This is a genomic window from Paractinoplanes globisporus DSM 43857 (assembly GCF_000379645.1).
Taxonomy (GTDB): Bacteria; Actinomycetota; Actinomycetes; order Mycobacteriales; family Micromonosporaceae; genus Actinoplanes; species Actinoplanes globisporus.
Genome location: NZ_KB903321.1, coordinates 1 through 19,913, shown reverse-complemented (window position 1 = coordinate 19,913; position 19,913 = coordinate 1). Strand labels below are relative to the sequence as shown.

The 19,913-nt window shown below is 71.2% G+C and carries 17 protein-coding genes; 7 read left to right on the top strand and 10 right to left on the bottom strand.

Annotated features, from left to right (window positions below; all coding sequences use genetic code 11):
• Nucleotides 1–17: 17 nt before the first annotated feature.
• The 8 genes from A3CQ_RS0134030 to icmB form a co-directional block, all read right to left on the bottom strand.
• Nucleotides 18–887: a bifunctional methylenetetrahydrofolate dehydrogenase/methenyltetrahydrofolate cyclohydrolase gene (locus A3CQ_RS0134030; protein WP_020515423.1), complete on the bottom strand. Its 870-nt coding sequence runs from the start codon at nucleotides 885–887 to the stop codon at nucleotides 18–20.
• Nucleotides 888–891: 4 nt separating this feature from the next.
• Nucleotides 892–1,488, bottom strand: a complete 597-nt coding sequence (locus tag A3CQ_RS0134025) for a pentapeptide repeat-containing protein (protein ID WP_020515422.1) — start codon at nucleotides 1,486–1,488, stop codon at nucleotides 892–894.
• A gap of 1 nt (nucleotide 1,489) precedes the next feature.
• Nucleotides 1,490–3,049, bottom strand: a complete 1,560-nt coding sequence (gene purH, locus A3CQ_RS0134020; protein ID WP_020515421.1) for a bifunctional phosphoribosylaminoimidazolecarboxamide formyltransferase/IMP cyclohydrolase — start codon at nucleotides 3,047–3,049, stop codon at nucleotides 1,490–1,492.
• Entirely contained in the window at nucleotides 3,046–3,663 is a 618-nt protein-coding gene (gene purN, locus A3CQ_RS0134015; protein ID WP_020515420.1) for a phosphoribosylglycinamide formyltransferase, read from the bottom strand. The genes purH and purN overlap by 4 nt, the downstream gene beginning before the upstream one ends.
• A 9-nt stretch (nucleotides 3,664–3,672) precedes the next feature.
• Nucleotides 3,673–5,097, bottom strand: coding sequence for a cell division protein PerM (locus A3CQ_RS0134010; protein WP_020515419.1), 1,425 nt, complete (start codon nucleotides 5,095–5,097; stop codon nucleotides 3,673–3,675).
• 97 nt (nucleotides 5,098–5,194) lie between these two features.
• On the bottom strand, nucleotides 5,195–6,076 hold the full coding sequence (sucD, locus tag A3CQ_RS0134005; protein WP_020515418.1) for a succinate--CoA ligase subunit alpha: 882 nt from the start codon (nucleotides 6,074–6,076) through the stop codon (nucleotides 5,195–5,197).
• A 4-nt stretch (nucleotides 6,077–6,080) separates the two neighbouring features.
• The gene (gene sucC / locus A3CQ_RS0134000; RefSeq protein WP_020515417.1) at nucleotides 6,081–7,259 is read right to left on the bottom strand and encodes an ADP-forming succinate--CoA ligase subunit beta; all 1,179 of its coding nucleotides are present in this window, start codon (nucleotides 7,257–7,259) and stop codon (nucleotides 6,081–6,083) included.
• A gap of 474 nt (nucleotides 7,260–7,733) precedes the next feature.
• Nucleotides 7,734–8,138 carry a coenzyme B12-dependent isobutyryl CoA mutase small subunit gene (icmB, locus tag A3CQ_RS0133995; protein WP_020515416.1) on the bottom strand — a complete coding sequence of 135 codons (405 nt, stop codon included), beginning with the start codon at nucleotides 8,136–8,138 and terminating at the stop codon, nucleotides 7,734–7,736.
• Nucleotides 8,139–8,531: 393 nt separating this feature from the next.
• Here icmB and A3CQ_RS0133990 point away from each other — a divergent pair, with 393 nt between their 5' ends.
• Together A3CQ_RS0133990 and A3CQ_RS0133985 are read left to right on the top strand one after the other, a co-directional pair.
• Entirely contained in the window at nucleotides 8,532–9,269 is a 738-nt protein-coding gene (locus A3CQ_RS0133990) for a M23 family metallopeptidase (RefSeq protein ID WP_026206519.1), read from the top strand.
• 89 nt (nucleotides 9,270–9,358) lie between these two features.
• A complete protein-coding gene (locus A3CQ_RS0133985) occupies nucleotides 9,359–10,165 on the top strand; it encodes a M23 family metallopeptidase (protein ID WP_020515414.1) in 807 nt (268 codons plus the stop codon).
• On the opposite strand, the gene pcrA is transcribed toward A3CQ_RS0133985, so the two are convergent.
• The gene (pcrA, locus tag A3CQ_RS0133980) at nucleotides 10,162–12,549 is read right to left on the bottom strand and encodes a DNA helicase PcrA (RefSeq protein WP_020515413.1); all 2,388 of its coding nucleotides are present in this window, start codon (nucleotides 12,547–12,549) and stop codon (nucleotides 10,162–10,164) included. The genes A3CQ_RS0133985 and pcrA overlap by 4 nt on opposite strands.
• A gap of 160 nt (nucleotides 12,550–12,709) precedes the next feature.
• Between pcrA and A3CQ_RS0133975 the strand changes: the two genes are divergently transcribed.
• Complete coding sequence (locus tag A3CQ_RS0133975; RefSeq protein WP_020515412.1) at nucleotides 12,710–13,900, top strand: gluzincin family metallopeptidase; 1,191 nt, start codon at nucleotides 12,710–12,712, stop codon at nucleotides 13,898–13,900.
• Nucleotides 13,901–13,982: 82 nt separating this feature from the next.
• On the top strand, nucleotides 13,983–15,815 hold the full coding sequence (locus tag A3CQ_RS0133970; protein ID WP_020515411.1) for a bifunctional metallophosphatase/5'-nucleotidase: 1,833 nt from the start codon (nucleotides 13,983–13,985) through the stop codon (nucleotides 15,813–15,815).
• A 52-nt stretch (nucleotides 15,816–15,867) separates the two neighbouring features.
• Here the strand turns inward: A3CQ_RS0133970 and A3CQ_RS0133965 are convergent, their stop codons facing one another.
• The gene (locus A3CQ_RS0133965; protein ID WP_020515410.1) at nucleotides 15,868–16,746 is read right to left on the bottom strand and encodes a TetR/AcrR family transcriptional regulator C-terminal domain-containing protein; all 879 of its coding nucleotides are present in this window, start codon (nucleotides 16,744–16,746) and stop codon (nucleotides 15,868–15,870) included.
• A gap of 127 nt (nucleotides 16,747–16,873) precedes the next feature.
• Between A3CQ_RS0133965 and A3CQ_RS0133960 the strand changes: the two genes are divergently transcribed.
• From A3CQ_RS0133960 to A3CQ_RS0133950, 3 genes are all read left to right on the top strand, one after another.
• Complete coding sequence (locus tag A3CQ_RS0133960) at nucleotides 16,874–17,617, top strand: ABC transporter ATP-binding protein (protein ID WP_020515409.1); 744 nt, start codon at nucleotides 16,874–16,876, stop codon at nucleotides 17,615–17,617.
• Nucleotides 17,617–18,942, top strand: coding sequence for an FtsX-like permease family protein (locus A3CQ_RS0133955; RefSeq protein ID WP_020515408.1), 1,326 nt, complete (start codon nucleotides 17,617–17,619; stop codon nucleotides 18,940–18,942). Before A3CQ_RS0133960 ends, A3CQ_RS0133955 begins: the two co-directional genes overlap by 1 nt.
• A gap of 522 nt (nucleotides 18,943–19,464) precedes the next feature.
• A complete protein-coding gene (locus tag A3CQ_RS0133950; RefSeq protein WP_020515407.1) occupies nucleotides 19,465–19,755 on the top strand; it encodes a chorismate mutase in 291 nt (96 codons plus the stop codon).
• Nucleotides 19,756–19,913 lie beyond the last annotated feature (158 nt).

Sequence of the window (19,913 nt, the reverse complement as noted above, 5' to 3'; positions counted from 1 at the left end):
GTTTCCCGCCGGTCGGCTTAACGCGAGGTAAGCCACTCCGCGCGCTCGACCACGTTCGTGAGCAGCATCGCCCGGGTCATCGGGCCGATGCCGCCGGGCACCGGGACGAGGGCGCCGGCGATCTCGCGTACGCCCGGGTCCACGTCCCCGGTGTAGCGACCCTTGCCGTCCTCGCCGACCACCCGGGTGATGCCGACGTCGACCACGGTGGCGCCGGGCCGGACCATCTCCGCCGTGATCAGCCCGGGCACGCCGACCGCCGCCACGACGATGTCGGCCCGCCGGGTGTGCGCGGCGAGATCGACGGTGCCGGTGTGGCAGAGGGTGACCGTCGCGTTCTCGGTGCGGCGGGTCAGCAGCAGCCCCAGCGGGCGTCCCACGGTCGTCCCGCGGCCGACGACGGTGACCTCGGCGCCCTTGAGCGGGATGTCGGCCAGGCGCAGCAGGTGCACGATGCCGCGCGGGGTGCACGGCAGCGGGCCGTCGAAGCCGAGCACGAGCCGGCCCAGGTTGACCGGGTGCAGGCCGTCGGCGTCCTTGTCGGGGTCGATCAGCTCGAGGATCCGGCCCGTGTCCAGGTGTTTCGGCAGCGGCAGCTGGACGATGTAGCCGTGGCAGTCGTCGTCCTCGTTGAGCTCGGCGACGACCGCCTCGACGTGGTCCTGGGTGGCGTCGGCCGGCAGGTCCCGGCGGATCGAGGCGATCCCGACCTCGGCGCAGTCGCGGTGCTTGCCCTCGACGTACGCCCGCGAGCCGGGGTCGTCGCCGACCAGGATCGTCCCGAGCCCGGGCACGATGCCGCGCTCGGCGAGCGCCTTCACCCGCGCCCGCAGGTCGTCCTTGACCGCCGCCGCGGCGGCCTTGCCGTCCAGAATCCGTGCCGTCATTTCTTCACCCCGAGACGATTGCGCCGTACGCGGACGCGAACAGCGCCGCCTGCGCCAAGTCGATCTTGGCACCGCCGAGGTTCACCCCGCGCAGCTCGACCCCGTCGAGGTCGGCGCCGCGCAGGTCGGCGCCCTTGAATACGGCGTCCTTGAGCCGGGCGTTCGACAGATCCGCGCCGCGCAGGTCGACCCGGGTCAGATCGGCGCCCGTGAGGTCCGCCTCCCGCAACCGTAGGCCGCCGAGCTTCGCCGCGGTCAGGTTCTGCCCACGCAGCGACACGAAACCCCAGTCGCCGCCATCCACGGTGAGCGGCCGCAGCCCGCAGTCGACGAACTGGCTGCCGGTCAGCTTGCAGCCGGCCAGCGTGGCGTCGAAGAAGTTGCAGCGCTCCAGCGTCGACTGCATGATCGCCACCCGGTCCAGCGTGGCCGCGTTGAAGCGGACGTTGCCGAACGTGCAATGGGTGAAGACGCAGCCGACCAGGCGTGCCTCCGACCAGTCGACGTCGTGGAACGCGCAGTCCTCGTACCGGACGCCGACGATCTCCTCGAGCGCCCAGTCGGCGCCCGAGAATCTCTGGTCCTGGACGAGAGAATCCATGTCAGTGGTAGAAGTGCCGCGTGCCGGTCAGGTAGACGGTCAGGCCCGCCTTCGCCGCCGCCTCGATCACCAGGCTGTCCCGGATCGAGCCGCCCGGCTGCACCACCGCGGTGACGCCAGCCGCGATCAGCACCTCGAGCCCGTCGGGGAACGGGAAGTACGCGTCGGAGGCCGCCGCGCTGCCCTTGGCCCGCTCGGCGCCGGCCCGGTCGACCGCGAGCCGCGCCGAGTCGACCCGGTTGACCTGGCCCATCCCGATGCCGACGGTCGCGCCCTCGTGCGCCAGCAGGATCGCGTTGCTCTTCACGCTGCGGATCGCCCGCCAGGCGAACACGAGATCACGCAGCATCTCCGGCGAGGCCGGCGCGCCGGTGGCGAGCTCCCAGTTGGCCGGGTCGTCGCCGGGGGCGTCGATCCGGTCGGACATCTGCACGAGCACGCCGCCACCGACCTGCTTGATCTCCGCGGGCGGCGGGTTCCACGCGGGGGCGACCAGCAGGCGCAGGTTCTTCTTCTCGCGGAGCACCTCGAGCGCGCCGGCCGCGAACGACGGCGCGACGATCACCTCGGTGAAGATCTCGGCGACCTGCCGGGCCAGCTCGGCGGTCACCTCGCGGTTGACCGCGATCACGCCGCCGAACGCCGAGACCGGGTCGCACTCGTGCGCCTTGCGGTGGGCCTCGACGACGTCGGCGCCGATCGCGATGCCGCACGGGTTGGCGTGCTTGATGATCGCCACGCACGGCTCGGTGAAGTCGTTGGCGCTGCGCCAGGCGGCGTCCGCGTCGACGTAGTTGTTGTAGGACATCTCCTTGCCGTGCAGCTGCTCGGCCTGCGCCAGCCCGGCCGGCGCGTTCGGGTCCACGTACAGCGCGGCCTGCTGGTGCGGGTTCTCGCCGTAGCGCAGCGTGCTCTCCCGCTTGAGCGCGATCCCGGCGAACTCGGGCCACTCCTGCGGATCCAGCGTGGTCGCACACCAGTTCGCGACGGCCACGTCGTACTCGGCGATGTCGGCGAAGGCCCTCGCCGCGAGGTGCTTGCGCTGCTGCAGCGTGAAACCGCCGTCGTTCAAGGCCTGCACAATCAGCGGGTACGCCCCGACGGCGGTCACCACGGCCACGGAGGGGTGGTTTTTCGCGGCCGCGCGCACCATCGCCGGACCGCCGATGTCGATCTGCTCGACGCACTCGTCGACGCTCGCGCCGCCGGCCACCGTCTCGGTGAACGGGTAGAGGTTGCTCACCAGCAGGTCGAAGGGCTCGATCTCGAGCTCGGCCAGCTGCTGCTCGTGCGCGGGCAGGCGCAGGTCGGCCAGCAGTCCGGCGTGCACCCGCGGGTGCAGCGTCTTGACCCGGCCGTCGAGGCACTCGGGGAAGCCGGTCAGCTCCTCCACCCGGGTCACCGGCACGCCCGAGGCCTCGACGGTGGACGCCGTCGAGCCGGTCGAGACGATCTGGACACCGGCCGCGTGCAGCGCCCCGGCGAGCTCGACGAGGCCGGTCTTGTCGTACACGCTCAGCAGCGCCCGCTTCAACGGGCGGCGGCCCTCGTCGGAACTCACGGGATGCGTACCTTCCTGTTCTCGATGGTCCAGCCCTCGCGAACCAGGCGGCCGACGTAGTCGACCAGCTGGACGCGCTCGGCCACCTTGATGCGTTCGGTGAGCGTCTGCACCGTGTCGTCGTCGAGCACGGGGACGGCCACCTGGGCGATGATCGGGCCGGTGTCGACGCCGGCGTCCACGAAGAAGAGCGTGGCCCCGGCCACCTTCACGCCGTAGGCCAGGGCGTCCCGCGGGCCGTGGATGCCCGGGAAGGACGGCAGCAGCGCGTTGTGCGTGTTGAGGTAACGATCGCCGAACGCGGCGAGGAACGCGGGACCGACCAGCTTGAGGAAGCCGGCCGAGACGACCAGGTCGGGCTTGTGCTCGGCGACGTGGGCGGTCAGCGCCGCGTCCCACTCGTCGCGGGTCTCGTAGGACTTCACCGAGTCGACGAACGTGGGCACACCGGCGGCGGCCGCCCGGTCGAGGCCGGCGATGCCGTCGCGGTCGGCGCCGACGGCGACGACCTGGGCGCCGTACGCCCGGTCGGCGGTCGCGTCGAGCAGGGCCTGCAGGTTGCTGCCCGATCCGGAGACGAGGACGACCAGGCGGGCGGGCGCGGGGTCGGTCACCTCAGCACCCTATCTCCGTTCGCCCGGGCCCAGAGCCTTGGGGCGGGGGCCGAAGGTGCGCGCGGCGGCCGCCCCGATCGCCGCCGAGACGCCGATCACGACCGTCGCGATCAGGCCGACCTGCCACGGGTCGGGGCCGATCGTGGCGAGCCGGCCGTCGCCCAGCGAGCCGCTCGAGGCCCGGCACAGCAGGCCGAGCAGCAGGCCGGCCGCGGGCCCGGCGAGCAGGCCGCCGCCGATGACGAGCGACCACGGCGGACCGTCCTTGTCACCCGCACGGTTGAGCCGCAGTGTCAGCAGCCAGCCGGCCGCCAGTCCGGCCAGCACCGGCACCGCGAGCAGCGCCGCGCCGGCCGCGCCCATCGGCCCGTCCGGCAGGCCGGCCAGCAGCGGCAGCGTCGGCAGCGGCCCGGCGGTCACCTCGGTGAGCCGGATCGCCGAGCCGGTGCCCAGCGCGAATCCGGGGCCGAGCAGATAGGCGGCGGCCCACACCGCGGCGTTCGCCCCGTAGGAGAGGCTGAGCAGGGTTATCCCGGCCTGCCCGGCGACTCCGGTGCGGTACGCGGAGATCGTGTCGGCGGCCTGGCCGCCGCCGATCGCCACCGACAGCCCGGTGACCGCGGCCCCGGCCGCCAGGATGAACAGCGCGCCCATGGCCCCCGTACGCAGGCCGGCTCGCAGCGGGCCGGGGGTGTGCCGGGCCAGCACGCTCAGCGCGTCGGTGCCGCGCAGCGCCCCGGCGAGCGCGCCGATCAGGCCGAGGACGAAGAAGTTGATCGCGGCGCGGGCCGGGGCGACCTCGGTGCCCTTGCCGTCGACGGCGAGCGCGGCCACGGAGCCGAGCAGCGAGTACATCAACGCGATGGCGAACGTCACCAGCAGCGTGTCGCCGATCTTGCCGGAGCGCCGGGCGCCGATCGCGCGGGTGACGTGCAGGCCGGCCCGGTTGAGCCGCCAGACGATCAGCATGGTGAGCAGCAGCGGGGGCAGGCCGAGCGGGCCGAGCGAGGTGCCGATCGGCACGCCGTTGCCGAGCAGCCAGCCGGCCAGCCCCGCGTGCGCGGCGCCGCCGAGCCCGCCCTGCCCCTCGAGCGTGCGAGCCAGGCCGATGACGGCGGCGACCGGCAGGTAGCAGACGGCGGCGGCCCAGAGCGTGGCGAAGGCGGCCGCGACCGGCAGCGGGGCGCGGCGGGCGGGCCGGACGGGCGGGCGGCGCTGGCCGGGCACCTTGACCGTCGGGCGGTCGCCGAGCACCTGGTCGTCGACGAGAACCGTGGGGCGATCCTCGACCTGGACGGCCTCGGTCGCCCGGTCGACCGCGACCGCCTCGGTCGGCCGTTCCACGGGGACGGTCTCCCGGGCAGCGACCTGGGCCGCCTCGGCGACCGCGAACGGGTCGTCCGAGCCGTCGGAACGGTCGGCTGGGGTCGGCATCGCCGCCTACTTTTCCACGCCGGCAGGCGTGCGGCGACGCAGATAGGACGGCGCGCCGCCAAACGAGTGGCGGCGCGCCGACGAGAGAAGTGTCAAATCAGCTCATGACCTCGCGCATGAGGCGCGCGGTCTCGCTCGGGGTCTTGCCGACCTTGACACCGACGGCCTCGAGGGCCGCCTTCTTGGCGTCGGCGGTGCCCGCCGAGCCCGAGATGATCGCGCCGGCGTGACCCATGGTCTTGCCGGGCGGCGCGGTGAAGCCGGCGATGTAGCCGACCACCGGCTTGGTGACGTTCGCCTTGATGAACTCGGCGGCCCGCTCCTCGGCGTCGCCGCCGATCTCACCGATCATGACGATCGCGTCGGTGTCCGGGTCGTCCTGGAACGCCTTGAGCGCGTCGATGTGGGTGGTGCCGATGATCGGGTCGCCGCCGATGCCGACGCAGGTCGAGAAGCCGATGTCGCGCAGCTCGTACATCATCTGGTAGGTCAGCGTGCCGCTCTTGCTGACCAGGCCGATCCGGCCGGCCGGGGTGATGTCGGCCGGGATGATGCCGGCGTTCGACGCGCCCGGCGACGCGATGCCCGGGCAGTTCGGCCCGATGATCCGGGTCTTCTGCCCACGGTCGAGGTTGTACGCCCAGAAGGCGGCCGAGTCCTGCACCGGCACGCCCTCGGTGATCACCACAGCCAGCGGGATCTCGGCGTCGATCGCCTCGATGACCGCCGACTTGGTGCCGGCCGGCGGCACGAAGATGACCGTGACGTCGGCGCCGGTCTCCTTGATCGCCTCGCCGACGGTCGCGAAGACCGGCAGCGACGTGCCGTCGAAGTCGACCGTCGTGCCGGCCTTGCGCGGGTTGGTGCCGCCGACCACGTTCGTGCCGGCGGCGAGCATCCGGCGGGTGTGCTTCGAGCCCTCCGAGCCGGTGATGCCCTGGACGATGACCTTGGAGTCCTTGGTGAGCCAGATCGCCATTACGTCACTTCCCCGCAGCCGCGAGCTCGGCGGCGCGCTCGGCCGCTCCGTCCATCGTGTCCACCCGCTGGACCAGCGGGTTGTTCGCGCCGTCGAGGATGGCCCGGCCTTCCTCGGCGTTGTTGCCGTCGAGACGCACCACGAGCGGCTTGGTGACCGACTCGCCGCGCTCGGCGAGCAGGGCGAGGGCCTGGATGATGCCGTTGGCCACCGCGTCGCAGGCGGTGATGCCGCCGAAGACGTTCACGAAGACCGACTTGACCGCCGGGTCGCCGAGCACGATCTCCAGGCCGTTCGCCATCACCTGGGCGCTCGCGCCGCCGCCGATGTCGAGGAAGTTGGCCGGCTTGACGCCGCCGTGCCGCTCGCCCGCGTAGGCCACCACGTCGAGCGTGGACATGACCAGGCCGGCGCCGTTGCCGATGATGCCGACCTCGCCGTCCAGCTTCACGTAGTTGAGGTTCTTGGCCTTGGCCGCCTGCTCCAGCGGGTCCACCGCCGACTGGTCGACCAGCGCCTCGTGGTCGGGGTGCCGGAACGACGCGTTCTCGTCCAGCGTGATCTTGGCGTCCAGCAGGAGCACCCGGCCGTCGCCGACCTTGGCCAGCGGGTTGACCTCGACGAGCGTGGCGTCCTCGGCCACGAACGCCTGCCACAGCTTCACCGCGATGTCGACGATCTGCTCGGTGACCTCGGCCGGGTACTGAGCCGCGGCGACGATCTCGCGAGCCTTCGCCTCGTCGACGCCCTTGCTGGCGTCGATGGCGATCTTGGCGACCCGGTCGGGCTGCTCCTCGGCGACCGTCTCGATCTCCATGCCGCCGGCGACGCTGGCGATGCAGAGGAACGTACGGTTGGCCCGGTCGAGCAGGTAGGAGAAGTAGTACTCCTCCTTGATGTCGGCCGTCTCGGCCAGCATCACCTTGTGGACCGTGTGGCCCTTGATGTCCATGCCCAGGATGTCGGTGGCGCGAGCCTCGGCCTCGTCGGCGCCGTCGGCCAGCTTGACGCCGCCGGCCTTGCCCCGGCCGCCGACCTTGACCTGCGCCTTGACGACGACCTTGCCACCCAGGCGCTCCGCGATGGCGCGGGCCTCCTGCGGGGTCTCCGCTACACCGCCGCCCAGCACGGGCAGCCCGTGCCGTTCGAACAGGTCGCGCCCCTGATACTCGAACAGGTCCACGTGTCTCCTTTCGCTCGCGACGCCAAGCGCCGGCAAGCCGCACCATTGCGTCCCGACCTGTGTGCGCGGCGGCCTTTTCCGGGCGTCGCCGGCGTGAGGAATGTCCGGCCCGAGGGGCCTCTTCCGCAGACTAGCGACCTGCGAAGGCGCCCCGAAGCGGCGGGTGCGCGGTGTGCAAGACCGCACACCGGCGGTCCCCCGCCCAGCTCAACCTTAGGTTGCCCGAGGCGTGTCCCTCACCCTCTTCCTGCCGTACGCCCCGCAGCGCGGCCCCCGCGAGAAAAGTCGGACGACGACGTAACCGGCCCGGTAAGGCGTCGTTGAGAGTGGTGTCGGAGCGCTACGGCGGGCCGAATGCGAGACGGCCGATGCCCTGTCGGTCGAGGGGTGGCGGCGGGGCATCGTGCATAGAGAGGCCGGACGTGTGAGGGGTGCGTCCGGCCTCTCCCCTTGCTTCGAGCTGGGGTTTCCTGGTTAAGAGACCGGTGTCGTCACATTGGCGCGTACCCATTCGATGATGGATGCGGTGGTCGCGCCCGGGGTGAAAATCCTGGCGACCCCGAGGGCCTCCAATTCGGCAATGTCGTCGGCCGGAATGATGCCGCCGCCGAATACCACGATGTCGCTTGCGTCACGCTCCGCCAGCAGTTCGATTACGCGGCGGAACAATGTCATGTGGGCACCGGACAAGACGGACAAACCGATCGCGTCGGCGTCCTCCTGAATAGCGGTCTCGACGATCTGCTCCGGAGTCTGGTGCAGGCCGGTGTACACCACCTCCATACCCGCGTCACGCAGCGCGCGGGCCACCACCTTGGCGCCGCGGTCGTGCCCGTCCAGCCCGGGTTTGGCGACGACCACCCTGATCCGTGCCTGCATACCGACCCTCCGTGTCCGGCGAACCCCGTTGTCCTGAACGAACGGTAACCCGGCGGCCGGGGCCGGGGTAGTCGACTCCGGCCAACGGAGATCACTTTGGGTGATCAGAAATGTATTCAGAGTGACTTGACTTTGCGTTTCTGTGCCAATCACAGAGAGTGCGCAACGAACGCACTCGGGAAAGGTAACGAATTCGGACATTAGCTCCGCAAAGCGGACCGGGAACTGTCAGCGAATTGGCGCTGCGACTTGTGACACGGACGCCGTTTCGTTACCGTGGCTCCCGGCTGTCATCCGGTTAACGCCGATCCGACAGCTCGGACCACCACCGTTCATCGGGAATTCCTGGTGAACGGCAGGGTCCGAAGTATTGCCATCGACGGAGGGTTGTTCGTGCGCCAGCGCTTGTCGTCTGAGCCCGACCGGTATCGCGGCCGACGCCGCGTACCCACCCCTCCCCGCAGCCGCTATGCGGTCGTCACCACCGCCGCCTTCATCGGCGCCGGAGTGGTCGCCATCGGCGCCGCCAACCTGCCGGACCACAAGGCGGTCAACCCCGAGGTTCTGCAGGGTCTCGAGAGCGCGCACGTCGCCTCCGACGCCCTCGCCGCCCGCGACAGCGACAACAAGGCATCGCGTAGCGAGGACCGCGGCGCGGTCAGCAAGACCAAGGTGAGCGCCGACCAAGCGGCGAACGACGTCTGGCTGCTCCCCCTCGACGACTTCACCTTCACCTCGCCGTACGGGGTCCGCTGGGGCAAGCTGCACGCCGGCATCGACCTGGCCGCCCCCGAGGGCATGCCGTACAAGGCGGTGCACGCCGGCACGGTGACCCAGGCCGGTTACTACGGCGGCTACGGCTACACGGTCACGGTCAAGAACGCGGACGGCACCGAGGTCATCTACGCCCACTCCCGGCGCGTGCTGGTGAACGTGGGCGACAAGGTCAAGGCCGGCCAGGTGATCGGCGAGGTCGGCAACACGGGCGCCTCCTACGGCACCCACCTCCACCTCGAGGTGCACGTCAACGGCCAGCCCTGCGACCCGGTCCCGTTCCTGCGCGACCGCGGCGTCGACATCAAGCTCCAGGTCGAGTCGGTGTACGCCGGCATGGCCGCCGCCGCTTCCTGATCTCTCCTCCTCCGCCGCGGCCGGTTGCGGTTCGGTAGTACCGCCGCGTCCCGCTCAGCGCGCCTCCGGCCCGGGCCGACCTGGCATATGTGCCGTCTCACGCCGAGCGCCGACCCGTCGGCCGCCATCGCCAGGAACTGCTGCACCGCCATCGCGCCCCGCGCACGCTCGTGCCGATCGAGCGCGGCCGGACCGTGGCGCTGACGGCGACCCTCGGCGCGGCCCTCGTCACCGGCGTCGCCGGCGGAAGCGCGGCCGCGGCGGCCACCCACCAGTCCGCCCCGGCGCTGCCCTCCGCCACTCTCCAGCACTCCTCAGACCTCCAGGCGACTGGACCGGCTCCGAGTGTGCCCGCGACTACCGGCGTCGCGTTTGCGCCCGCCCTGCGCCCGGCGGGCGCCTCTGACGGCGTACGGCTGAAGGAACGCCCGAAGCCGCCCACCGCGACCGTCACGACGCCCGGCGAAGCCGCCACCGGCGGCGCCGCCTGGGTGAACCCGAACCCGACCGCCCGGGTGACCTCCTGCTTCGGCCCGCGCTGGGGACGCATGCACGAGGGCGTCGACCTCGCGGCCACCGACGGCACCCCGATCGTGGCCGCCGGTGCCGGCATCGTGGTGCGGGCGGGAGTGGCCGAGGGTTACGGCAACGCGATCCTCATCGACCACGGCAACGGGTACCTCACCCATTACGGTCACCTGTCGGTGATCGGCGTGACCGTCGGCCAGCACGTGGCGGCCGGGCAGCCGATCGGCAACGAGGGCTCGACCGGCCACACCACCGGGCCGCACCTGCATTTCGAGGTGCACCGCGGTTACTACCAGAACCCGATCGAGCCCACCGAGTGGATGCACGAGCACGGCGTCGACATCCCCGGCTGCGTACCCCTCACCTAGATCTTCTCGATCGGGGCGTGGCGCATGATCAGCCACATCACCTGGTCGCCGAAGTCGATCTGGGCACGGGCGCCCGGCCCCTGGCCCTCCACCGCGAGGACGCGGCCGAGGCCGTACCGCTGATGGTTGACCCGGTCGCCCACCGCGACCTTGGGCGCCTGCGGAAGCTCGCTCGCCGTCGAGAGCTTGCTCGCGTCGATGCCGAGGCGGCTGGCCAGCTGCTGTGCCTTTGGCGTGCCGCCCGCGAAACCGCCACCGCGACCGCGATCGCCACCGCCGCGACCGCCCACCCCGCCGCCGGTGCCCGACCAGGACGTGTACGACCCGGCGGTGCGCTCCCAGCGGATCAGCTCGGGCGGCAGCTCGTCGGTGAAGCGGGAGGGCGGGTTGTATTGTGGCTGGCCCCAGGCGCCGCGGGTGACCGCCCGGGAGAGGTAGAGGCGCTGGCGGGCGCGGGTGATCCCGACGTACGCCAGGCGGCGTTCCTCCTCCAGTTCGGTGTTGTCACCCAGGGCGCGCATGTGCGGGAAGACGCCGTCCTCGAGGCCGGTCAGGAACACCACCGGGAACTCGAGGCCCTTCGCCGTGTGCAGGGTCATCAGGGTGACCACGCCCTGGTTGTCGGGGTCGTCGTCGGGCAGCTGGTCGGCGTCGGCGACCAGCGCGACCTGCTCGAGGAAGCCGGCCAGCGTGGCCGCCTGCTCCTCACCCTCCTCGGCCTGGGCCTCGACGCGTTCCGTGTACTCCCGGGCGACGCTCACCAGTTCCTGGAGGTTCTCCACCCGGCCCTGGTCCTGCGGGTCGATGCTCTCCTCCAGCTCACTGAGCAGGCCCGACCGCTGCAGGACGGCCTCGAGCACCTCCTCGGGTGGCGCGGTGCGCGCGAGCTCGCGCAGGTCGTCGAGCAACTGCACGAAGTCGGCAACCGCGTTGGCCGAGCGGGCGGCGATGCCGGGCGCGTCCTTGGCGTGCCGCAGCGCCTGGCCGAACGAGATGCGGTCGCGGGCGGCCAGCGCCTCGACGCACGCCTCGGCCCGCTCGCCGATGCCGCGTTTCGGGGTGTTGAGCACCCGGCGGATGCTGACCGTGTCGTCGTCGTTGATCACCGAGCGGAGGTAGGCCAGCGCGTCGCGGACCTCCTTGCGCTCGTAGAAGCGCACCCCGCCGACCACCTTGTAGGGCAGGCCGACCCGGATGAAGACTTCCTCGAAGACGCGGGACTGCGCGTTCGTCCGGTAGAAGACGGCCACGTCGCCGGGGCGCACGTCGTCCCGGTCGTGCAGCCGGTCGATCTCGCGGGCCACCCAGTCGGCCTCGGCGTGCTCGGTGTCGGCGACGTAGCCCACGATCTGTTCGCCGGGGCCCTGGTCGCTCCAGAGCCGTTTGGGCTTGCGCGACGGGTTCCGCTCGATCACCGCGTTGGCCGCGGAGAGGATCGTCTGGGTGGAGCGGTAATTTTGCTCGAGCAGGATCGTGCGGGCGTCGGGGTAGTCGCGCTCGAACTCGAGGATGTTGCGGATGGTGGCGCCGCGGAACGCGTAGATCGACTGGTCGGCGTCGCCCACCACACATAGCTCGCCCGGCGGGACCTCGCCGCCCTTCTCTCCTACCAGCTCTTTCACCAGCATGTACTGCGCGTGGTTGGTGTCTTGATACTCGTCCACGAGCACGTGCCGGAAGCGGCGGCGGTAGGCCTCGGCCACGTGCGGGTGCGACTGGAACAGGTGCACCGTGGCCATGATGATGTCGTCGAAGTCCAGCGCGTGCGCCTCACGGAGGCGGCGCTGGTACATCTCGTAGGCCTCGGCCAGGGCCCGCTCGTTGGGACCCTTGGCCTTCGCCTTGAAGTCGTCGGGCTCGACCAGCTCGTTTTTCAGGTTTGACACCTGGGCCGCGAGGCCGCGAGCCGTGTAGCGCTTGGGATCGAGGTCGAGCTCGCGGATCACCAGCTGCATGAGGCGCCGCGAGTCGTCGGCGTCGTAGATCGAGAACGTGCTCTTGAGCCCCGCGTGGTCGTGCTCGGCCCGCAGGATGCGCACGCACGCCGAGTGGAACGTCGACACCCACATGAGCCGCGCCCGGGGCCCGACCAGGTGGGCGACCCGCTCTTTCATCTCGCCGGCGGCCTTGTTGGTGAAGGTGATCGCGATGATCTGCCCGGGGTGCACGTTGCGCTCGGCGAGCAGATAGGCGATGCGGTGGGTGAGCACCCGCGTCTTGCCCGAACCCGCGCCCGCCACGATCAGCAGCGGCGACCCCGTGTGGGTGACCGCGTCACGCTGTGGTCCATTGAGCCCGGTGAGCAGTGACTCGGGGTCGAGCCGCCGTTTTTTCGGCGACTCCCCCTCGCGGGCCGCGGGCGTCGACTCGCGCACCGGGGGCATGGAAAAGAGGGCGTTGGCTGGGGGTTCAGAGGAAGCTCGCATCGCGCTGGCAAGTCTAGGCCCACCCACCGACAAGAATTCCCGCGCCGAGAGGGATGCGACCGGAACGGGGGCTCTGTTTCAATCAGCCCACAGCGGCGGGTCCGGCCGAGGAGGCGCGGTGCGGGACTTCACGGGGGCGCACGACCGGGCCCGGCAGGTGGGTGGCATCGTGCTGGCCGTGATCGCGGGGGTCGCGATCGGGGCGATGGTCACCGGGAAGGACGACCCCGCCCGGGTGATCCCGGCCGGGGCGGCCGCGCCGAGCCCGCGGCCGCCGAGGGACCCGGTGCAGCTGATGCTGAGCCGGCAGGCGGCGGCGCTCAACCGCGGGGACCTCACCGGCTGGCTCGCGCCCGTGTCGCCCGCGCTCCGGCCGCGCTATCAAAACTTCTTCCGTACGCTGCGGGCCCTCGACGCCACAGTGGACTATCGCGCGGGGAAGAACGGCCGGGTCGAGCTGACCTACTGCTTCATCCGCCCGAAATGTCCACTGAACTCGCCCAAAATCCAGCAAAAGCTGACGATGAAGGCCGGGGCGATCACCGGCCTGGCCACGGCTCTCGGCCCGGAGCCGCCGCCGTGGCTGCAGGGTGACCTGACCTTCGCGCGCGGCCGGAGGGTGACCGTCGGCGCCCCCGCGTCGCTCCGGACGCGGCTCCCCGAGATCGTCAAGATCGCGGACCAGGCCGCGGCCATCGACGACCGGTACGCCGCGCTCGCCGACAACCGCCAGCCGCGGTACCGCCTCTTCCTCGCCACCGACAAGACCTGGCGCACCTGGTACGGCGGGAAGGCCACCGAGTGGGCCGTCGGTTACATGCAGCCCCTCGGCGCGGCCGGCGCGGACGTGGTGATCAACCCCAGACGGCTGCCCACCCGGGCCGCGCTGCGCGAGGTGATTCAGCACGAATTGGCCCACGTCGCCACGATCAGCGGTGTGCAGACTCGGCACGAGGACATGTGGCTTGTCGAAGGCGTCGCCGAGTACATCGGGATGCAGCCGCGGCGCGCCAATGACACGTACAGCAAATGGGCCTTGCGCCGGCCCACCGAGCTGAACCCTCCTCCCCTACCGGACGGAGCGGGTGAAAAGGACGTTGCCGCCTTCTACGCGGAGGGTCACTTCGCCGTGGACTGCCTGGTCACGCACTACGGCGAGCCCCGGGCGATGGAGTTTGTCCGGCTTCGACTGCGGTTAGGCAATTCGCTCGATGTGGCCGCACGCAGCGTGTTCGGCAAGCCATTCAGCGCCGTCGACAAAACGTGCGTCGATTGGATCGGCAATCTATTTGTCACCCGCCGGACGTAGCGCTCGCCCACCTCGATCGACCAGTCTGTCTTGACAGTCGTGAAACCCGATCGAGAGACCGGAGACAATGGATAAAAGTCGCGTGCTGCGTCATCTCGCCGCACCTGCCCTTGCCCTGGCCGTCCTCACCACCCTGCCGGCGGCCCGGCCCACCCTCGCCCCGGCCACCACCCCGCCGGCCGAGTTCAAGCCGGTCAGCGTCACCTACGGCGGCCAGCACGGCCACGACCAGGTGGTCACGGGCCAGTTCCTCAGCTACAACGACTTCCACGGCGCGATCGACCCGCCCAGCGGCAGCGGCGCCGTCGTCAACGCCTCCGGCACGTCCACTCCGGCCGGTGGCGTCGAATACCTGGCGACGTACCTGAAGAAGCTGCGCGCCGAGGCGAAATCGCAGGGCCGGCAGACGATCACCGTGGGCGCTGGTGACCTGATCGGCGCGTCGCCGCTGGTCAGCGCCGCGTTCCACGACGAGCCGACGATCGAGCTGATGAACCAGATCGGCCTGCAGGTCAGCTCCGTCGGCAACCACGAGTTCGACGAGGGCGTCGACGAGCTGATCCGCATCCAGCGCGGCGGCTGCCACCCGGTCGACGGCTGCCAGGACGGCGACCCGTACCGCGGCGCGAAGTTCACGTACCTCGCCGCCAACACGATCAACAACAAGACCGGCCTGCCGATCCTCCCGCCGGTCGACATCAAGCTCGTCGGGGGCGTCCCGGTCGGCTTCATCGGCATGACGCTCGAGGGCACGGCCGGCATCGTCAACCCGGCCGGCATCAAGAACGTGCACTTCGCCGACGAGATCGAGACGGCGAACAAGTGGAGCAACCTGCTCAAGCTGTTCGGCGTCAAGTCGCAGGTGCTGCTGCTGCACGAGGGCGGCGCCCAGGGCTCCGCCACCCCGACTCCCGGCGTGTCCGACTGCTTCAACTTCTCGGGCCCGGTCGTCGACATCGTCAAGGGGCTCAACCCCGAGATCGGCCTGGTCGTCTCCGGCCACACGCACCGCTTCTACTCGTGCTCGCTGCCGAACTCCAAGGGCACCTCGGTCGTCACCAGCGCCGGCACCAACGGCCAGCTGATCACCGACATCGACTACTCGATCGACAAGCGCAGCGGGCGGTTCTCCGAGATCACCGCGCGCAACGTGATCGTCGAGAACGGCGTCCCGGACGGCGCGGGCGGCTGGCTGAAGGACGCGAAGGGCGTCTTCCTGAAGAACCCGGACACGGTCGACGCGGCCGCCAAGAAGATCGCCGACAAGTACCGCACCGCGGTCGCCCCGATCGCCAACAAGATCGTCGGCAGCATCACCGGCGACATCACCCGCACCAACACGGCGGCCGGCGAGTCCGCGCTCGGTGACGTGATCGCCGACGCCCAGCTGGCCCGTACGACGTCCAGCGGCGCGCAGATCGCGCTGATGAACCCGGGCGGCATCCGCGCCGACTTCGACGCCGAGGCGTCCGCGGGCGGCGAGGCGGTCGGTCAGGTCACCTACGGCGAGGCGTTCACGGTTCAGCCGTTCAACAACCTCGTGGTCACCCAGACGCTGACCGGCGCCCAGCTCAAGGACGTCCTCGAGCAGCAGTTCGTCGGCTACAAGGGACAGACGTCGACGAAGATCCTGCAGGTGTCGAACGGCCTCACGTACACGTGGAGCGCGTCCGCCGCCCTCGGCTCGAAGGTCAGCAACCTGTCGCTGAACGGCACGCCGATCGACCCCGCCGCCAATTACCAGGTCACGACGAACGACTTCCTGGCCAACGGCGGTGACGGTTTCACCGTCCTCACCGGAGGTACCGGTCGCACCACCGCTCCGGGCTTCGACGTCGACGCGCTGGTCGCCTACCTCGGCGCCAACGCGCCCGTCGCCCCGGGACCGGCCAACCGCATCTCCACCATCGCCTGATTCCTTCATAGATAGAGAGCCCGTCGGAGCCTCGGCTCCGGCGGGCTTTCCTTTACGGCATCAGGGTCTCGAGCCCGTCGAGCAGCCGCTGCAGGCCGAACTCCAGGAGAATGTCGAGGTCGAACTCGAGGTCGTCGCCGGTCAGCGCCCTCGCCATCATCGGCAGCCGTCCGCTCGCGAGAACCGCCGCGAGCTGCTGCTCCCGCTCCTCGAGCCAGTCCTGATCCGTCATTCCGGTCTCCTGCACGGCCTGCGCCTCGTCCTCCAGGTTGACCGCCGTGCCGCGCACGTAGTTGGCGACCATGACGGCGGCCCGGAACTGCTGCGCCGGTTCGAGCCCGTACGCGTCGAGCGCGGCCATCGCCCACTCCGTGTGCGCCATGGCGTTCGGCGCCAGCAGCGGCCGGGTGAACGAGATCGCCTGCGCGAGCCAGGTGTGCCGTCGGTGCATCGCCCACTGCAGCCGGGCGAGCGCCTCGAGGCAGGCCCGCCAGCCCTCGGTCGCCGGGGACATCTCCGGCGGCGGGGTGGCCCCCATGACCTCGTCCATCATCAGCAGGACGAGCTCTTCCTTGTCGGCCACGTGCCGGTAGACCGACATCGTCGGGATGCCGAGCTCGCCCGCGAGCCGCCGCATGGACAGCCCGCCGAGGCCCTCGGCGTCCGCGATGGCGATGGCCGTACGCACCACCCGCTCCCGGTCGGGGCCGGCGACCGCCTCGCGGGCCACGACCGTGCCGACCCCGCGCCGCGCCTGCACCAGCCCCTCGTCGCGCAGCGCGCCGATCACCTTCGTCGCCGTGGCCATCGCGACCCCGTACTCGATCATGATTTGTCTTGTCGATGGCACCTTGGCGCCGGGCGGGAGCTCGCCCGACGCGATCCGCGCCGCGATCTCGCCGGCGATCCGCCGGTACGCCGGACTGTCCACGCCGCCTCCTAGTGCACTAGTGCACCCCACTGTAGAGCACTACCAGAAATACGGGTGCTAGCACTACCGACCCGCTGATTAGTGCACTTGTACGGTGTACGAAACGCACACGGGAAGGATGGAAACCATGACCGACGCGGTCCTCCTCGAATCGCTCACCAAGACGTATGACGACACCGTGACCGCGCTCGACGGTGTCACGGCCTCGTTCCCCGCCGGCAGCTTCACGGCGGTGATGGGCCCGAGCGGCTCCGGCAAGAGCACGCTGCTGCAGTGCGCCGCCGGCCTCGACCACCCCACCGCGGGCCGGGTCGTCATCGACGGCACCGAGCTCACCGCCACCACCGACACCGCGATGACGAAATTCCGTCGCCTGCGCGTCGGCTTCGTCTTCCAGGAGTACAACCTGCTCCCGTCGCTCACCGTCGAGCAGAACGTCGTGCTACCCCTGCGCCTGGCCGGCCGCCGCGCCGACCGCCGCCGGGTCGGGGCGATCCTGGCCGAGCTGGGCCTGGCCGACCGCCGGCACGACCTGCCCGGCAAGCTCTCCGGCGGCCAGCGCCAGCGCGTCGCCGTGGCCCGGGCCCTGATCACCGAGCCGGCCGTCATCTTCGCCGACGAGCCGACCGGCGCCCTCGACATGCGCAGCGCCCGCGACGTGCTGGCCCTGCTGCGGGCCGCCGTCCACGACCACGGCCGTACGGTGGTGATGGTCACCCACGACCCGGTCGCCGCGGCCTGTGCCGACTCGGTCGTCTTCCTCGCCGACGGCCGGCTGGCCGGTTCGCTGCGCGCGCCCACCGTGGACGCGGTGGCCGAGCGACTGGCCCACCTGGGCGACGCCGCCCGCGGGCTCGGGGCGGTGGCGTGATGGTCGCCGTCGCCCTGCGCAACCTGCGACACCGTCCCGGCGGCTTCGTCGCCACATTCCTCTCCGCGTTCCTGGGCGCGACCCTGCTGATGGCGTTCGCGTCCCTGCTCGACACGGCCCGCGCCGCCGACCCGGCCAGCTCCGAGTCGTTGACGACCACCGCCGGTGTCGGCGGCGGCTGGTGCCTGATCATCGTCGCCTTCGCCGTGACCTCCACTCTGAGCCTGGCGGTCCGCCAGCGCGCCGACCAGTTCGCCCTGCTCCACCGGGTCGGCGCCACGCGCCCCCAGCTCCGCCGCATGATCGTCGGCGAGGCCGCCGCGGTCGCGCTGCTCGCCGCGACCGCCGCCATCCCCGCCGGCCTGATCCTCGGCCGCGTCCTGCTCCAGCTTCTGCGCAACACCGGCCAGGCCACCGATTCGATCCCGTACGCCTTCGGCCCGATCGCGCTGTCGGTCGGCTTCGGTGTGACCCTGCTCGGCTCCCTCGTCGCCGGTGTCGCCACCGCCCGCCGCACGGCCGCCCCTGCCCGCGGTGGCGCACGCAGGCCCCGTTCTCGGGCGCGTCGCCTGTTCGCCCTGCTTTTCCTGGCCATCGGCGCAAACTGCGCGATTCTCACCGCCACGCTGATGGACGGCAAGGGCATCGACGCCATGCAGACCGCCGGTCAGGCCGGCATCTGGGCCGCCATCGGCCTGGCGCTGCTGGCCCCCGAGCTGCTCCGCCTGGTGACCGCCGCGCTGGCCGCTCCCCTGCGCGCCGCGGGCGTGCCCGGCGAGCTCGCGGTCCTCACCCTGCGATCGCGCACCCGCGAGCTGGCCTCCGCCGTCATGCCCGTCCTGATCTTCACCGGCGTGGCCACCGGCACGGTCTACATGCAGGCCATCGAAAACAGGGCGTCGGCCGGCCGGATCGAGCCCGACTACGCCCAGGACGTCAAAACCCTCAACTACGTGGTCGTCGGCATGATCACACTGTTCGTGGCCATCATGCTGGTCAACACCCTGATCGCCGCCACCGCCCGCCGCCGCGTCGAGTTCGCCCAGCAACGCCTGGCCGGCGCCACCCGCCCCCAGCTGATCGCCATGGTCGCCCTGGAAGCTCTCGTGGTCACCATCACCGGCGCCCTGGGCGGAACCCTGGCCGCCATGTTCACCGTCCTGCCCTTCGGCTCAGCCCGCGCCGACCAGGTGTGGCCCGACGCGACTCCCACCGCCTACGCCGTGATCCTGGTCATCGCGGCCGCCCTGACCGGCGCGGCCATGCTCGGCGCCACCCGCCGCACGGTCCGCGGCCCCGCCACCGCATCAATCCGCACCGCCTGACCCCGCACCGCCCCCGCACCCACCTGATCCCGCACCGCCTCACCCCTCGGCGCCGCCCAACCCCGCACCGCCCAACCCCGCACCGCCCGACCCTGCACCGCCCGACCCTGCACCGCCCGACCCTGCACCGCCCGACCGACCCGTCCTGCAGAGCTGCCCGGCGCTGTTCGGCCCCGCGCTCGCGGTGCCGCACCGCGGAGCCTTCCCGACGTCGCGGTCTCCGCGGCGAGGTCATTCCCACCGAGCCGGCCTGCCGGGCACCCCTTGCCCGGCAGGCCTTCACCTTTGGCCTTGTCGATGGCGTCCCACGGATCGGGCGGTTTCCTTGCGGATGGGTTCGGGGCAGGGGCATACTCGGCTCGTGATCCAGCAGGCGCGATTTTTTTACTACGGCACCGGGAGTCCGGCGACCGTAGGCCGCGTCTGAACGACAGACCTACATCAAGCCCCGGGCTTCCCAGCCCGGGGCTTGATGCTGCCCGGGCCGGGTCGACCGGGGCGAGAGCACCCGAGGAGCACGACATGACCGCCGACGTGGTGGACCAGACGACCGGCGCGGGCGAGCCCCTGGCCGCCGACGAGATCCGCGCCATGCGCGAACGCATCGACGAGATCGACCAGGCGATCATCGACCTGTGGCTGGAACGGGCCCGCCTCTCCCAAACGGTAGGCAAGACCCGCATGGCCAGCGGCGGCACCCGCCTGGTCCTCTCCCGCGAGCGCGAGATCGTCGACCGCTTCCGGGCCGCCCTAGGCCCCGACGGCACCCAGATCGCCCTGATGATCCTCCGCGCCGGCCGCGGCCCCCTCTGACCACGCAGCCCCGCACCCACCGTTTCGCCCCGCCAAGACCGCCGGGTCCGGCCACGACCCTTTGCTCTGCGCACCCAGACGCGCCGCTCTGCGCACCCAGACGCGCCGCTCTGCGCACCCAGACGCGCCGCTCTGCGCACCCAGACGCGCCGCTCTGC